At 70.1% G+C, this 16,381-nt stretch carries 7 protein-coding genes and 1 pseudogene; 4 read left to right on the forward strand and 4 right to left on the reverse strand.

Features of this window, described 5'->3' with window-relative positions; all coding sequences use genetic code 11:
- Nucleotides 1-13: 13 nt before the first annotated feature.
- Genes ATK36_RS04320 through ATK36_RS04335 form a run of 4 tightly spaced genes read right to left on the reverse strand, consistent with a single transcriptional unit; the run spans nt 14 to nt 11,935 of the window.
- The gene (locus ATK36_RS04320) at nt 14-379 is read right to left on the reverse strand and encodes a nuclear transport factor 2 family protein (RefSeq protein WP_098509916.1); all 366 of its coding nucleotides are present in this window, start codon (nt 377-379) and stop codon (nt 14-16) included.
- Nucleotides 376-597 (reverse strand): MbtH family protein, encoded by a 222-nt coding sequence (locus ATK36_RS04325; RefSeq protein ID WP_098509917.1) that lies wholly within the window; start codon nt 595-597, stop codon nt 376-378. Before ATK36_RS04325 ends, ATK36_RS04320 begins: the two co-directional genes overlap by 4 nt.
- On the reverse strand, nt 594-9,953 hold the full coding sequence (locus tag ATK36_RS04330; RefSeq protein WP_170069593.1) for an amino acid adenylation domain-containing protein: 9,360 nt from the start codon (nt 9,951-9,953) through the stop codon (nt 594-596). Before ATK36_RS04330 ends, ATK36_RS04325 begins: the two co-directional genes overlap by 4 nt.
- Nucleotides 9,845-11,935 carry a condensation domain-containing protein gene (locus ATK36_RS04335; RefSeq protein WP_098509919.1) on the reverse strand — a complete coding sequence of 697 codons (2,091 nt, stop codon included), beginning with the start codon at nt 11,933-11,935 and terminating at the stop codon, nt 9,845-9,847. Before ATK36_RS04335 ends, ATK36_RS04330 begins: the two co-directional genes overlap by 109 nt.
- Before the next feature lie 623 nt (nt 11,936-12,558).
- On the opposite strand from ATK36_RS04335, the pseudogene ATK36_RS34580 reads away from it, so the two are divergent.
- The 4 genes and pseudogenes from ATK36_RS34580 to ATK36_RS04355 form a co-directional block, all read left to right on the forward strand.
- Nucleotides 12,559-12,654, forward strand: a pseudogene (locus ATK36_RS34580) (IS5/IS1182 family transposase); the annotation flags it as partial.
- Nucleotides 12,655-13,043: 389 nt separating this feature from the next.
- Nucleotides 13,044-13,454 (forward strand): hypothetical protein, encoded by a 411-nt coding sequence (locus tag ATK36_RS04345; RefSeq protein ID WP_141544365.1) that lies wholly within the window; start codon nt 13,044-13,046, stop codon nt 13,452-13,454.
- Nucleotides 13,451-15,268 (forward strand): GMC family oxidoreductase, encoded by a 1,818-nt coding sequence (locus ATK36_RS34170; protein WP_098509921.1) that lies wholly within the window; start codon nt 13,451-13,453, stop codon nt 15,266-15,268. The genes ATK36_RS04345 and ATK36_RS34170 overlap by 4 nt, the downstream gene beginning before the upstream one ends.
- A complete protein-coding gene (locus ATK36_RS04355) occupies nt 15,265-16,080 on the forward strand; it encodes a hypothetical protein (protein ID WP_098509922.1) in 816 nt (271 codons plus the stop codon). Before ATK36_RS34170 ends, ATK36_RS04355 begins: the two co-directional genes overlap by 4 nt.
- The last annotated feature ends 301 nt before the right edge of the window (nt 16,081-16,381 follow it).

Genomic DNA, 16,381 nt, shown 5'->3' on the forward strand with positions numbered 1-16,381 from the left:
CGGCGGCCTCCCTTCAGATCGAGGGCTGGAAGAAGTACGTTTCGCGTTCGAGGAACCGGTGCCGCTCGGAGAGCAGGAAGAAGTCCGCGAAGCGCACCGAACAGTGACCGCCGTCCTTGAGCACGCCGCGGAAGCTGCCCCGGACCGCGGCGGTGCGGTCGTGCACCAGGACCTGTACGACGGTGTGCCGTCCTTCGGCGATTACCCGTCGCGAGCGGTAGAACGCCCGCAGGGCCTCGTGTCCGTTCAACGGTGGATAGCCCGGTCGCCGGTAGACGGCCTGTTCGTCGAACAGCGCGACCAGCCCGTCGATGTCGCCGGCGTCGACGAGGCCGTAGTACCGGCGGACGGCGTTCTCGGCGCAAGCGGCGTCGGTCATGTCCGGATCCGGCTCTCGGTCTGGCGAAGAGTCGCCGGGCGCAGGTCCGTCCAGTTCTCCTCGATGTACTGGAGCGCTTCCGCGCGGCTCGTCGCGTCGCGCGCCACGAGCCAGCCGTCCGGGACGGCGGCGAATGCGGGCCAGAGGCTGTGCTGGTCCTCGTCGTTGCGCAGCACCAGGAACGTGCCGTTTTCGTCGTCGAACGGGTTGGTGGTCATGGTGTCTCCTCCGGACGGCCGGCGGCGCCGAGCTGACGCCGCAAGATGTCGCCCAGCCGGCTCAGGTTCCGCGGTTGCAGGAGCCGGTGATGGGCTGTGTCGATCTCGTGGGTGGTGAGGTCGCCGCCGACGTGCACTCCCCAGTCCACTGTGGAGTCCCCGGTGCCGGGCGTGGTGACGAGCGTGGCGTCGCCCGCGTAGTGGGCGGGCCGATGGCCACGCAGCAGTGCGGCGTTGTTGCGGGAGACCCGCACGATCCTGCGGATGTCGTCTTCGGTGTACCGGGCGAAGAAGCTGTTCTCCGCACGCAGGATCGTGAACAGCGCCTTCGCGGTGAGCTCGCCTGGGGCGAACACGCTGTCGTCGTGGCCGACGGCGGTGAGCAGAACGCGGTGGATCCGCTCGTCGTCGGGTTCTCCGAGCAGGTCTTGGGCCGGACCGGCCTGGGGATCGAGAAGCAGGAGCCCGACTTCACGGCCTCGTTCGCGCAGGAGCCGCGCCATCGCGTGGGCCACGACGCCGCCGAAGGACCAGCCGACGAGGTGCACGGGCCCGGTGGGATGAGCCGAGGACAGCAGGTCGGCGTACCGGTCCGCCATTTCGTCGACACTGCGGGGGAGACGCAGTTCTTCGCCGGGGACGTCGTCTTGGAAGCCGTAGAGCGGATGGGCGCGATCGAGGTGATGGAGCAGCCCGGCGTAGAGCCAGCTGATCCCGCTCAGCGGCGGCACGCAGAACACCGGAGTCCCGTCGCCGCCCGCCCGGAAGGGCACGAGCTGCCCGGTCCGGCCGGTGCCGTCGAGCGCCGCGGCCAGTCTCGCGGGTGTGCCGGCCAGGAAGACGTCGCGGATCTGGGGATCCACCCCCAGTACGGCGCCGATCCGCGCGGCGAGCCGGATCGCCAGCACCGAATGGCCGCCCAGCTCGAAGAAGTTGTCGGAGGCACCCACCCGGGGCAGGCCGAGCACCTCGGCGAACAGTGAACAAAGGACCTGCTCGCGAGGGTTCCGCGGCGGTTCTGGCTCGGCGGCGATGTCCCAGCGGGGTGCCGGGAGGTGATCAAGCTGGAGTTTCCCGTTGTGGCTCAACGGGAATTCGTCGACGGTCAGCAATTTCGACGGCCTCATGTACGAGGGCAGCCTCCGGCGGACGTACTCGTGCACGGCGTCGATCTCGGCGTCGCCGATCAGGTAGCCCACCAGCCGATGGTCGCCGGGCCCGTGTTCGTGGACGGTCACCGCGGCCGCGGTGACCCCGGGGTGGCCCGTGAGCGCCGCCTCGATCTCGCCGGGCTCGATCCGGTGGCCGCGGAGTTTGAGCTGCCGGTCCGAGCGGCCGTGGAAGTGCAGGATCCCTTGTGAACTCCAGGAAGCCAGATCGCCGGTGTGGTACATCCGGGCGCCGGGCCCGCCGAACGGATCGGCGACGAATCGCTGCGCCGTCTGCGCGGACTGGTTCAGATAGCCCGTCGCGACGCCGTCTCCCGCGATGTACAGGTGCCCGAGCACGCCGGGCGGAACCGGGTGGAGATGGGCGTCGAGTACGACGCATCGCGTGTTGGCCAACGGCCTGCCCAGCGGCACGGTGGCTTCCGTCCGGTCACCGACCGGTAAAGTCGCCGACCACACGGTGGTCTCGGTCGGGCCGTAGCACGCGAGCAGGGAACAGCCGAGGCCGCGTACTGACTCGGCCAAGGAGTCCGGTACCGCCTCACCGCCGATCACCGCCCGGACACCCGGCAGCCGTGGTTGCAGGTCGGCGAGGGCCTGCCAAAGGGACGGCGTCGTCTGCAGGACGGTTACGCCGAGCCGCTGGACCGTTTCCAGTAGTAGTACGGGATCGCGGGAGACGTCCCGATCCACCAAGACCATCGCCGCGCCGGAGACCAGCGGTAGGAAGAACTCCGGTACGGACATGTCGAACCCGGTGGGGGAGCAGGCCAGCATACGGTCCGACGGGGTGACGGCGAGCTGCTCGCCCAGCGCGCCGAGCAGGTTGGCCAGCGCCGGATGCCCGATCAGGACGCCCTTCGGCTTACCGGTGGAGCCGGAGGTGTAGATCGTGTACGCGCTGTCCGCCGGGAGGAGCGACGGACGGCCCCCGGGCCGGACGAACTCGATCGTCCCTTCCTCGTCGCGCAGCAGCAGAGCGGGTCGCGAGTCGGTGAGGAGGGTGGCGAGCCGTTGTTCGGGAAGGTCCCGATCGCAGGGCAGATACGCCGCGCCCAGAGAGTGCACCGCGAGCATGGCGGCCGGCAGCGCCGGTCCCCGGGCCAGCTGCAGTGCGACGAGGTCGCCCGGCCCGATGCCCTGGGAAGCCAGGTCCGCGGCGATCCCGCGGACGAGGTCGTCCAGTTGCCGGTAGCTGGTCGTGCCGCCGCCGGAAAGGATCGCCGGCGCTTCCGGAGTGGCGGCTACGTGCGCGGCGAACTGCTCGGCGACGGTGGCCGAGGGTGGCGTGGCCGCCGTGTCGTTCCACGTTTCGAGCACGCGCCGGCGCTCGCCCGGGAGCAGGATGTCGAGGTCGGCGATCGCGGTGTCCGGTGCCCGGGTGATGGCTCGCAGCAGCTGCTCGAACCGCGTGGTCAGGGCCCGCGCCGTGGCGGGGCGGAACAGTTCGGCGTCGTACTCCAGGACGCCGGTGATCCCGCCGCCGTCGCGTTGCCAGAGGCTCCACAGCAGGTCGAGACGAGAGCCTCCGCCGCGCACCGGGAGGTGTTCGGCGTCGATCCCGGGCAGGTCGAACCGGATGGCCGGGGTGTCCTGGAAGGCCAGCATGATCTGGAACAGCGGATGGCTTCCGGGCGTCCGGACCGGGTTGAGCAGTTCGACCAGGCGGTCGAACTGCAGATCCTGATGGGCGAAGGCGGCGAGGTCGGTGTCGCGGACGGTACTCAGGAACTCGGTGAACGGCGTGGCCGGATCGATCGTGCTCCTGAGTACCACGGTGTTGACGAAGCAGCCGATCGCGCGGTCCAGCGCGTGGTCGTGGCGACCGGCGACGGGCGTCCCGATCGCGAGGTCGCCGCCCGCGCCGAGCCGGGAGGTCAGCGTGGCCAGCGCCGCGTGCAGCAGCATGAACAGGCTGACGCCGTGCGCCTTGGCCAGGCCGGTCAGCGCGGTGTGCAGGCCCGCGTCGAAGTCGACGCTGATCGTTTCGCCCCGGTGCGCCGAGACCGCCGGGCGCGGGTGGTCGGTGGGCAGCGAGGAGGGAGCCTGGGGAAGACCTCGCAGGGTCTCGCGCCAGAACTCCTCATCGGAGGCGAGGTCGAGTTCGTTCTGCCACAGGGTGAAATCCGCGTACTGGATCGGCTCGTCCGTCCATTGTGGAGCGCCTCCGGCGAGCCGGGCGCGATAGGCGGCCGACAGATCCGCTACGAGCGGGGCGAAGGACCAGCCGTCCGCGGCGATGTGATGGACCAGGAACAGCAGGACATGCTCGTCCGGGCCGAGGACGAACAGCCGCACGTGGACGGGTAGTTCCGCGCCGAGATCGAACCGGTGCGCCCCGGCCTCGGCGAGCCGGTCGGGCAGATCCGCCCTGGTCGTGGCGACGACGGCGAAGTCGGCCTCCGCGGCGGGACGCAGGTCCTGACACGGTTCGCCGTCGACGTCGGCGACCCGGGTGCGCAGGCTCTCGTGCCTGGTCAGCAGGTCGGACACCGCTTCCCGGAGCGCCTTGACCGACAGTTCCCCGGTGAGCCGGGCGGAAAAGGGCATGTTGTAGACGGCGTTCGGCCCGGCGAACTCGGTGAAGAACCACAGCCGTCGCTGGGCCGCGGAAAGAGGTACCCGGTCCGGCCTCGCACCCGGGCGCAGAGCCGGACGTCTCCGGCTCCCGGGCCCGGAGAGCCGCGCGGCCAGGGCGGCCGGTGTCGGAGCGTCGAACAGCGCGCGGATGCCGAGTTCGATCCCGGTCCGGGAGCGAATGAGGTTGATCAGCCGGGTGGCGAGCAGCGAATGCCCGCCGAGGTCGAAGAAACTGTCGTCGGCCCCGGCCTCGGCGACGCCCAGCGTTTCGGCGAACGCCGCACAGAGGATCCGTTCCTCCTCGGTGTCGGCGGGACGGCTCACCGAGGGCGCGGGCGCCGGATCCGGGAGCGCACGGCGATCGAGCTTTCCGTTGGCGGTCAGGGGGATCTCCGGTACCGGCACGACGAAGGCGGGCACCATATGCGCCGGAAGCGCGGCCGCCGCGTGTGCGCGAAGCTCGCCGGAGCCGACCGGGCCGCGGAGGACGGCGTACGCGACGAGACGGTCTTGCTCGTGCGGCAGGACGACGGCGCGGTGGACGGCGGGATGCTTCTCCAGCCTTCGTTCGACCTCGCCCGGTTCGATCCGGAAGCCCCTCACCTTGACCTGGTGATCGGTGCGGCCGAGGTATTCGAGCGTGCCGTCCGGCAGCGTCCGGGCCAGATCCCCCGAGCGGTACATCCGGGCGCCGGGACCGCCGAAGAGGTCGGCCACGAAACGCTGAGCGGTCAGTCCCGGCCGCCCGAGATAGCCGCGGGTCACCCCGTGCCCGGCCACGTAAATCTCCCCGGGGCACCCGGGCGGGACCGGGCGAAGGGCGTGGTCGAGCAACCTGATCTGCTCACCGGGCAAGGCGGTGCCGACGACGGACCGGGTCGTGCCGGGATCCGAGATTTCCTGGAACGTGGAATGCACCGTGGTTTCGGTGATCCCGTACAGGTTCACCAGCCGGGGCCTGCCGGGTCCTTGCCACGACCGGATCCGGGTGGGGTCCAGCGCTTCCCCGGCGAAGATCACCATGCGCAAGGCCAATTCGGCCGGCCGCTCGGCCTCGGCGGCCATCAGCTGGTAGAAGGCGGACGGCGTCTGACTGAGGACGGTGACCCCTTCCGCCGCCAGCAGACCGAGCAGTTCGCGGGGTGACCGGGTCACCGTCGAGGGCACCACGACCAGCCGTCCTCCCCGGCCGAGCGCGGCCCACATCTCCCAGACCGAGACGTCGAAGGCGAGTGAGTGGAACAGGCTGTGCACGTCCTCCGGGCCGGCACCGATCAGCTCGTCGGTGGAGGACAACAGGTTCACCACCGTCCGGTGGGAGACCGTCACTCCCTTCGGCCGTCCGGTCGATCCCGAGGTGTGGATGACGTAAGCGGTGTTCGCGGCGGACACGGAGATCTCGGCCACGCCATCCTCGGGAACCGAGCCGGCGACGTCGTCCAGCAGCAGTTTCGGCCGGCCGCCGGGCACGGCCGCGTCCTCGGTGGTCACGACGAGCACGGGCCCGGTGTCTTCGAGGATCTCGTTCAGGCGCTGCGCCGGATGCTCGAGATCCAACGGGACGTATCCCGCACCCGACTTCAGCACGGCCAGCACGCCGATGACCGCGTCGGCGGAACGGGGGAGGGCCAACGCGACCAGCCGCTCCGGCCCCGCGCCCCGGGCTCGCAACAGCGCCGCCAGCCGGGTGCTGTGTTCGTCCAGCTCCCGGTAGCTCAGCCGGCGTTCGCCGTCGACGACCGCTGTCGCCTCCGGTCGCCGGGCGACCTGTGCCGCGAACAGACCGGGCAGGGTCGTTTCGGTGACGGCGGGCTCCGCCGCGGTGCCCGGGCGCTCGTCGTGGAGCAGCAGGTCCAGTTCGGCGAGACGCGCTCGTGGTTCGGACGCGATGCGGTCGAGTATCGTCGCGAACCGGGCGAGCAGACGGTGGGCAGCGGCGTGATCGAACAGATCTTCGTCGTGGTCGAGCCGCAACCCGAACCGTTCACCGGGCAGGACGAGCAAGGCGAGCGGGTAGTGACTGCCGTCGAGACCGCGGAGGCCGGTGATCTCCAGGCCGGGAGCGGGACACCGCAGCGCGTCCGCGTCCAGAGGGTAGTTCTCGAACACGATCGCGGTGTCGAACAGTTCGCGGTGGCCGGCGAGTTCCTGCAATCCCGTCAGATCCGCGTGCTGGTGCTCCAGCGTCGTCAAGTGTTGTTCACGCAGCGCGTGCAGGGTTTCGGTGATCGTCCGCGCGGGATCGAGCCGGACCCGCACCGGCACCGTGTTGATCAGCAGCCCGACCATGTTCTCCGCACCCGCCAGTTCCGGCGGGCGTCCGGACACGGTGGCGCCGAAGAGCACGTCATCCCGTCCGGTGAGAGAACCGAGCACCGTCGCCCAAGCCAGCCGGACCAGGACACTGACCGTGAGGTCCCCTTCGGCGGCGGCGTCCCGGATCCGGGCGCTGGACTGCGCGCCGAGTTCGAAGAACGCGCGTCCGCGGACGGCGCCCGAACCGGGCCGGTCCCGGCCTGCCACCAGGGTCGGCCCGTCCACATCGGACAGAAGATCGCGCCAGGCCGCCTGGTCGGCTTCCGGATCCCGGGCTCCCAGCCACTTCAGGAAGTCGCGATAGGACGGTGCTTCCGGCAGGGCCGCACCCGCGTACAGCGCGAACAGCTCGCGGATCAGGATGGGCATGGACCAGCCGTCGAGCAGGAGATGGTGAGTGGTGAGCACGAACACGTGCCGATCCGTGCCGCGGCGCAGTACCGCGGCACGGACCAGTGGTGGCTTCCCGAGTTCGAACCGTTCCCGGCGGTCGGTGTCGAGGAACCGGTCGACGTCGCGCTCGGATGACACCTCGTGTTCGGTCCAGGGCACGGTGAACTCCGGCGGTACCACCTGGACCGGCCGCCCCGAGGAACTGTGCTGGATACCCGCGGAGAGCTGAGGATGACGCCGCAGCAGGGCGTGCAGCGCGCCTCGCATCGCGGCGGTGTCGAGTTCGCCTCGCAGCGTGAAGACGAACTGGACCAGATAGGGGTCGGTGCCGTCGTGGTCGTAGAGCGAGTGGAAAAGCAGGCCTTGCGCCAAGGGAGGCAAGGGAAGGACCGACGCGGTGGCGAGGTCGGCCGCGCGTTCGGTGAGCGCGGTGAGCACCTCGAACCAGCGGTGGCCCAGACTCAGCACGTCTTCGGTGTCCAGGACTTCGCCCGCCCAGGACCAGTTGGCCTGCAGGAGCGGGCCCTCTGCCTGCTCGACGAGCAGGGTGTTGAGTTCGATGCAGTGGGCCATCGCCAGCTCTTCGGGCATCGACGAACCCAGTACGGTGTCGCCGGGCACAGCGGCCCAGTCGCGCTCTTCGGCGGTCTCGAAGCGGCCCAGGAAGTTGAACGCCAGCTGCGGGACCCGGCCGGTGGCGAGCGAGGGAGCCGTCTGGGGGTTGAGATGGCGCAGCAGCCCGTACCCGAGCCCGTTGTCCGGTATGGCGCCCATGGTCCCGCGCACCCGCTCGACGGCTTCGTCGAGGAGAGCGGGCTCGTCGCGGGCTTCCCGCCACCGGACCCCCGGGTCCAGCACGGTGGGGAAGAGGGTGGTGAACCAGCCGACCGTCCGGGTCAGATCCAGTCCCTCGGCGAACTCCTCCCGGCCGTGTCCTTCCAGATCGACCAGCACCGCGGTGCCCGCCTCGGTCCGCCGATCCACGACGGCCAGGGCGAACGCGGTCAGCAGCAGATCGTTCAGCGAGCAGCCGAAGGCTTCGGCAGTGCGGCCTGCCAGTAACCCGCTGACCGCCGGCGGCAGGGTCAGCACCTGTACGCGGCGCGTCGCCTCCGTGTCGGTGCTCGGGTCCAGCGCCCGCTTCGACATCGCGATGTCGTGGGTGGGTGCGGCCGTCTTCCACCTCCGGTAATGGCCGGTGACCGACGGGTGCTGAGCGCGTTCGGCGAGCAGCCGGGCCCAGTGCGCGAACGACGTCCCGGCCGGCGCGGGCAGCGGTGGCCGTCCCTCCCGCGCCGCCGAGCCGATCTCCCGGAGGTCGTCGAGCAGGATCCGCCACGAAACACCGTCCACCACGAGGTGATGCACTGCCAGCGTCAAAGCTCCGGGGCGGTCCGATCCCGCGTCGAACCACACCGCCTCCACCACCCGGCCGCGAGTGGGATCGAGGACCGCACGCGCCCGCTGTTCGTGGTCACCGGCGTCCGGGTCCCCGGCGTCGACACGGGTGAATCCGGCTTCGGTGTCCGGGCGGATCTCGGCGGACCAGATCCCGTCCACTATGGACACCGAGAGCCGGAGCATCGGATGCCTGTCGACCAGCGCCTGGACGATCGTGCGGAGCATCTCCTCGGTGACCCCGGCCGGCACGCGGACGCGCAGGGACTGGGAGAAACCGGCGAGCGCACCTCCCTGGCCCCGCAGCCAGTGCATGATCGGGGTGAGCGGGACGAGCGGATCTTCGGCGCGGGGGTCTTCGGGAGTGGGCCGCCGCGCGGGCTGGATCTGCAAGGTCCGGGCCAGTTCCGACACCGTGGGGGTGCGGAAGATCTCCGGAGTACTCAGGTCCAGCCCGGCCCGGCGGGCCCGGCCTGCCAGCTGAATGGCCTTGATGCTGTCGCCGCCCAGCCGGAAGAAACTCCGGTCGACCGGGACCTCGGCCAGGCCGAGGACATCGCGGAAGAGGGCCGCGACGGTCTCTTCGGCGGCGGTGGCCGGTTTCGGTCCGGGAGGGGGATCGGCGTGGCCGCCCGGCGCGGGCAGCGCGGCACGGTCCACCTTTCCGTTGCGGGTCAAGGGAAGTTCGTCCAGCGCGATGATCGCGGCGGGCACCATGAACGCCGGCAGCCGGTCGGCGAGACGAGCTGCCAAGCGGTCGGCGTCCTGGGCGGGCACCACGTAGGAGACGAGCCTGCGGTCACCCGGCCGGTCTTCGCGGAGCACGGTGAGGCTCTGCCGCACACCGGGTTCGGCGGTCAGGACCGCGTCGACCTCACTCGTTTCGATCCGGAACCCGCGGAGCTTGACCTGGGTGTCACTCCGGCCCGCGAAGTCGAGCGTGCCGTCGGTATTCCAGCGCGCCAGGTCACCGGTGCGGTACATGCGCGAGCCGGGTGGTCCGGACGGGTCGGCCACGAACCGCTCGGCGGTGAGCCCGGGGCGGCGCAGATAGCCCTGGCCGACACCGGCACCGGCCAGATAGATCTCCCCGGCTGTGCCCGGGGGCACCGGCCGCAGCGCGTCGTCCAGCAGCAGTATCCGCTTGCCGTCGAGCGGGCGGCCGATCGGCACGGAGCCGTGGCCGGGCCCGATCGCGGTCAAGGGCAGCCGGGTGGCGAAGACCGTGGTCTCCGTCGGGCCGTATCCGTTGACGACCGTGGGCGCGTCCGGCCCGCTCAAGGCCGCCCGCACCGCCGACGGCGGCACCACGTCGCCGCCGGTCCACACCTGGCGCACCCCGGCCAGGCAGCGCGGGTTCTGTTCCGTGAGCGCGGCGAACAGGCCAGCGGTCAGCCACAGGCCGGTGATGCCGTGGTCGGCGATCGTCCGTTCGAGCAGGGCCGGGTCCGTCCGCCCCGGCGGAGCGAGGACGACTTCGCCCCCGGTGAGCAGCGGCACCCAGAGTTCGAGGTCAGGGCGTCGAAGGCGTGCGGGGAGTGCAGGAGGACCCGCGCGGTGGCTCCTTCGGTCCACCACCTGTCTTTCGCCAGACTGGCCAGGTTGCCGTGGGTGATCGCCGCGCCTTTGGGTTCACCGGTGGAACCCGAGGTGAACATGACACAGGCGAGCTGATCCGGCCGGGCGGTCACCGCCGCCGGCGCAGCGGTCTCCTCGGGACGGCCGAGATCCACGGTCGTCCCGCCCCGGTCGCGGAACGTTGCGGCGAACGCGTCCGAGCCGGTGGCCGCGTCGGTGACCAGCAGGCCGAAATCCGCGTCTCGGGCGACCGCGGCCAACCGGTCCGGGCTGTCTTCGCGGTGCAGGGGGACGTAGGCTGCCCCCGTCTTCACCGTGGCCAGCACGGCCACCACCAGATCGACGGAGCGTTCGAGGAGCAGACCCACAGTGGTGCCCGTGACCGCACCGTGGGCACCGAGCCGGGCCGCCAGCCGGCCGGCCCGGGCGTCCAGTTCGCGGTAGGTCAGTCGCTCGCCGGTCTGCGCCGAGCTCACGGCGAACGTTTCCGGAGTCCGTCGCACGTGCTCGGAGAAGAGGCCGATCGCGGTGTCCGGCCCGTCCCGCGTCGGAGCGCCGGTGCCGAACGTGGCCACGGTTTCGCGCTGCCGTGGGGTGGCGACGGGCAGGCGGGCCACCAGCGCGTCCGGCGGGCTCTCGGTGAACTGACGCAGGACGTGCACGAACCGGTCGCGTACCTGAGCCAGCAGGGCGGTGTCGTGGTTGGCCGGGTTCCCGTCGAAGTCGAGCCGGAGTCCGCCGTCCCCACGGTCGTAGGCGACGATCGAAAGATCTTCCGAGGGTGGCGCCGCCACGTTGTGCACGGTGGCCGTGCCCGGCCCGAACCGGAGTCCATAGGAGAACCGCTGAATGTTGAGCACCGGCCCGAAGAATTTCCGGCCGTCCTCGGGATAGCCGAGTTCGCGGCGCAGTCGTTCGCCGCGGTAGCGCTGATGCCGCTGGACTGCGGCGATCCGGTCGGCCACCGTGGAGGTCAGTCCGGCGATGGTCGCCGAACGGGGGATCTCGATCCGCAACGGCAGGACGTTCGCCGACATCGAGGGGACCGACCTGCTCAGTTCGGTGCACCGGGCCGTGACGGGCAGGCTGAGCACGACATCGCGGGACCCGGTCAGGGTCTGCAGGCACACGGCGGTCGCGGCGGCGACCGTCCGGGACCACCGATGACCGGTTGCTTCCGCGGCCGCACGCAGTGCGGCGAACTCCTCGGCGGGCACCATGGTCGTCAACCGGGCCGAGTGGCCGGCCGCGGCGGCCGGAACGGGCGCCAGGCTGAGGAAGCCGGGACGGCCGTCCATCCGCGTCCGCCAGGCGGCCGCGTCCCGCTCGAAAGCGTCGGACCGCCGGTACTCGGCCTCTGCGTCGACGAGGTCCCGGAGGCCACCCCAGCCGTTCGCGGGGATCGGGGTGCTGGTCAGCAGGCAGTTGTAGACGTCGGCGATCCGCCGGGAGAGCAGCGTCATCCCGGCGCCGTCGAGGCTGATGTGGTGTGTCCAGAGAAAAAGCCAATGCCGTCGTGCCGCGAGGCGAAGGATTTCGCCGCCGAGCAGCCGATCCGAACCGAGATCCAGCGACCGGTCGAGCGCGGCGCGCATCCGGCTTTCCGCCGCGGCAGCCGGATCCGGCTCACCGGTCAGGTCCACCAAGGGAAAGACCCACTCCGCTCGCCGGAATCGTTGTCGCAGTTCGCCGGCCGGGGTGGAGAAGAACGACACATTGACGGCTTCCGTTTCCGCACAGGCCCGGCGAAGCGCCGCTTGCAGATGCGCCGTGTCGAGCTCTCCGTCGATGTCGGTGTATTCGCCCCACAGGTAGGCGGAACGGTCGTCGCGACGGACGCTCTCCGCCAGCCAAATACCTTTCTGGGCTTCGGTGGTAGGCACTACCTGCTGGTCGTCCGGCATGAGCGAGGATCCCGTCGTAGGCGGCGAGTGTCTTCGTGGATGCGCGAGTCACCGGCTTCGGCGTGGGCGGGTGGCTCGCCGGCAATGTAACAAAATGTAACTAAAGGATAAGTAAAATCATATTTAAGTATGAAGTTGATCTCTCTTGCTTGCTTGCGGCAGGAAATGCCAGGCGGTGATCATCGCTCGGTCAAGACGCTCGAACGGAGTAGCCTTGGGGGGCGGCCGGTGCCGGGATTTCCGGATTTCCTCACCTGCGTCGCGTGGTGCTTCGCCCGGACGGCGGAGCGGTCCGCGACCAGGCCACGACCTGATCCAGAGGCTAATCTGGCTCCGCGTAGTACTTCGCGGCCTCGAACGTGGGTCAGTCCGCTCGGAGGAAGCAGCTCTCGACAGTCCCTTCTGCCTGGACTCGTCTGCGAGTTCCCCCTCGACGTCGCGCCGGTCTTGCTCGGTGCGGGCATCTCGCTGTTCACCGGGCTGGGGCAACGCATCGAGCCGGAACACGTCGAGGCATCGGCCTTCGCGAGCGAGACCCACCTTCCTTACCGGGTCCTCCGCGAGCACGTATCCCTCACGTGTCTTACGTGGTGATCGACCACTGATGAGCGATGATCTTGGCTGTGGTTGATCGGTTGTCGCTGCGGTTGGTGCCGGATGAGCTGTGGGCGCTGGCGGACCCGCTGATCCCGGCATTCGGGTCGCATCCGCTCGGTGGCCCGGACCTCGGACCGGATCCAAGCCGCGCTGATCTCCTGCGCATGAGTTCCCCGACCGGCGGGCGCCCGTCCGGGTCTCGGATGCGTCGCCCGCCTCGGCCCACGGCCTGACCCGCGTTCTGCGGGAAGAGCGGGACGTTGACGAATGTGTGGTGTACCACGCCGTTTCACGGAGTCGGCGCAGTGTCGGGTCACGATGGCAGGCATCGGCGGCGGGCGTGCCGGGCAGGGGTGCCACGCCCGCGGCTCACGGACGCCCGGATGCGGCAAGGCCGTCCATTCGGACGGCGGTTGACGCCGTCGGTTGATCACTGCCGGTTCGGGAGGCGGCCGGTGTGCGCTCGTCGACCGGTTTGCCGCGAACCTGCCTGTTCCCCAAAGCTGTCGCTGTGCAAGATGTCTCGGTGGTGGACGAGTTCGTCCGGGTCTCGTCCCGGCTGACCGGTTTTGATCCCGGTGAGCTGCAGGCGACCGGCATGGCCGAGGGGTACCACGATCTCGTCGTGGCGGAAGTCGCCGAAAGACGCTATCGCCGGCTGGTCGTGACCGTGCTGGAGGCCGACGGTGATCCACCGGCCGTGGACGACCCGCATCTGCTGGATCTCGCGCGGGCGGTGACGCACCTGTGGTACGTGGGTGTCTGGCCGGGGTTGCCGCAGTCCGCGGAGGCGTATGTCGCGTCGCCCCGGTCCTATGCGCAGGGCTTGGTGTGGAAGACGTTTCACGGAGCTCCTCCCGGTACCGTCGCGCCCGGTTTCGGTAGCTGGGCCCGCCCGCCGAGGCGGGCGATGCCCACGTGAAGGGACCGCAGCGCTACGACGTGGTCGTGGTCGGCGCTGGTTTCGCCGGCTCGCTGGTCGCGAAGGCACTGGGCGAGCGGGGATGGCGGGTGCTGGTGCTGGAAGCCGGTGCGGGTACGCGTGACGCCTGGCAGGATCACCAGGATGCGGTACGTGCCTTCCACACCGCCGTGGTCAAGACACCGACCGCCCCATATCGCACCACCGCCGCGGCGCCCTCACCGGATGTGCTGGACCTGACCGGCGGTCGCGATGGGTTTCAAGCGCACGGCTATCTGCTCCAGCGGGGTGCCCTGCCCTACGCGAGCCCGTATCTGCGGGTCAACGGTGGCAGCGGCAACGCGTGGACCGGTCTGGCCCTGCGGATGCACCCCGAGGATTTCCGCGCCGGGGAGTTCGGGCACGGCCGGAACTGGCCGATCGGCTATGCCGACCTGGAACCGTATTACCGCTTGGCGGAGGGGGAAATCGGAGTCGCGGCCGATGTCGAGGAGCAGCGCAGGGCAGTCGGCCTGCCTTTCCCCGAGGACTACGTGTTTCCGATGCACGGCCTCCCGCGCAGCTATCTCGACGCGGTCCTCGCGGAAGCCGTGGACGGAAACCACGCACGGGATCCCTACCAGGGTCAGCCGACCGAGCTGAGTGTGGTGGGCACGCCGCAGGCGCGCAACGGTCCGCCCAACCCGGCCTACGATCACGGGCGCGGGTACCGGCCGGACGGGCACCGCTGTGCCGGGTATGCCAGCTGCGTGCCGATCTGCCCCGAGCAGGCCAAGTACACGCCGATGAAAACCCAGGCCCGCTGGCCGGCGACGGTCACCTTGCGCACCCGTGCCGTGGTCAACCGGTTGCGCGCCACCAGCACCGGCCGCATCAGCGAGATCTGTTATCAGCTCTACCGGGACGACACCGGTGGCGAGCACACCAGCCACACCGTCGAGGCGGACATGGTGGTGCTGGCCGCGCACGCGATCGAGAACGCCAAACTGCTGCTCGTCTCCGGTCTGGCCACCCGCAGCGATCAGGTCGGGCGTAACCTGATGGACCACCCGGCGCTGCTGACCTGGGGCCTGACGCGCGAGCCGATCGGCCCGTATCGGGGCCCGGGGTCGACCTCGGGTATCGAGGGTTTCCGGTTCGGCCCGGCGCGCCGTCGCCGCGCGCCGTTTCGGGTCGAGATCGGCAACTGGGGCTGGAACTGGGCGCTGGGCCCGCCCGACCGGGATGTCGCGGACCTGCTGCGCCAGAACGTGTTCGGCAAGCGGCTTCGCCAGGTGCTGGCCGACCGGATCGGCCGCCGGTTCATGCTGCAGTTCGAGATCGAGCAGGAGGCCGACCCCGCCAACCGGGTGACCCTCGCCCCCGATCACCGCGATCGCCTGGGCAATCCCCGCCCCGCGCTGCACTACCGGCTCTCCGACCACGTCAAACGCGGCATGGTCGCGGCGAAACAGGTCTCCGATCAACTCTTCGCCCTGCTGGACGCGGAGGACCACACCGAGTACCGGCCGGTCGCGAGCATGCCGGGCTACCTGGAGTTCGAGGGGCAGTCCTTCTGCTACTGGGGAGCGGGGCACGGTGGGGGCACCCACATCATGGGCGGCTCACCGCATGATTCCGTGGTCAACCAATGGCAGCAGTGCTGGGATCACCCCAACCTGTACGCGGTGGGCTGCGGCAGCATGCCCTCACTGGGCACCTCGAACCCGTCGCTGACCATGGCCGCGCTCGCACTGCGCAGTGCCGAACATCTCGATCGTGAACTGCTCGCCACCCGCACCTGTGTCACCGTGGCCAAGGAGGCCCTCCGTTGACGACCGAGCCGCTGTCCTGGCCGCCCATCGCCGAACCGTTCCTGCTTCCCTTCCACTACGGGGCACTGCACCACGTCGGCATCGACTACCTGGTGGAACCCGGTCCGGTCCGGGAGGTTCTCGCGCGCGCTCATCCGCGGCTGATGGCGGCGGAGTTCGACGGGCGGGCCTGTGTCTCGGTGAACTTTCAGCTGTACTTCGCCCAGTACGCCAACGGTTCCGGTATCACCCAGGAGATCGAGATCAACATCGTCGGCCTGCCCCGCGGCGAGGAGCGCCGGCTCGGCCCATTGTCCTATATGGACTACGCGCGGGGTGTCGACCAGACCAAGCTCCTCGGTATCGGCCGCATCCACGTGCTGTGCGACAACCCGGTCGCCATCGACGCCGGGAGGAAACTGTACGCCGAGCCGAAATACCCCGCCCGGTTCGCGGTGGCCATGCCCTCACTCAACGGGCCGCGGTCGCAGACCTGGCAGGTCAGCTGCCTGGGCGAGGAGACCGAACTGTTCGGCTTCACCGCCCGGCTCGACGGACTGACCGCGGAACCGGTGAACACCACGCCGATCACCGGCTACGGCACCACGGCCGAGGGACGCCTGCTCGCCGGGCCGATGAACGTCTACCACCCCTACCAGCTGCACTTGCTCGACGCCGGCACCGCCGACCGCGTCGAGCTGCGCGTCACCGACCCCGGCGCGCCGGTCTGCGGCGACCTCGGCACCCTGATCGGACAGACACCGGCGGCTGGGGTGTGGACCTACCAGTCCGCGCCGGTCGCCGCGCACAACCGCCCCTATTTCCTGCCGTGAACACCGACGTGGCCCTGGCCGGCGACTCACCCGCGCATCCCTCCGTCACGTGTGGTGTCCAGGGAGGATGGTCAGCCGGGTGATGGGTGGCCGGTCTCCGGCGGTGGTGTCGGCTCGGTGTTGATTGAGAAGGGCAATCAGCCGGGTCCCGAACGTAGAGCCGGCGGTTTGTCCCGGGCATCTGTTCGTGCAGCAGTCTGGGCGGCTCCTCGGCAAGCGTTTCGGCGCCGCCCAGTTCGAGGCAAGGCCGGCCCCACCGGTCGCTCGGGCTCGTGCGCGAGGTGCACTGCTCACTCGTTCA

It is taken from the genome of Amycolatopsis sulphurea, from assembly GCF_002564045.1.
Taxonomy (GTDB): domain Bacteria; phylum Actinomycetota; class Actinomycetes; order Mycobacteriales; family Pseudonocardiaceae; genus Amycolatopsis; species Amycolatopsis sulphurea.

What these genes read in the sequence shown, in the direction of transcription:
- ATK36_RS04320 (WP_098509916.1), bottom strand. Translation starts at nt 379, where the DNA reads ATGACCGACGCCGCTTGCGCCGAGAACGCCGTCCGCCGGTACTACGGC.
- ATK36_RS04325 (WP_098509917.1), bottom strand. Translation starts at nt 597, where the DNA reads ATGACCACCAACCCGTTCGACGACGAAAACGGCACGTTCCTGGTGCTG.
- ATK36_RS04335 (WP_098509919.1), bottom strand. Translation starts at nt 11,935, where the DNA reads ATGCCGGACGACCAGCAGGTAGTGCCTACCACCGAAGCCCAGAAAGGT.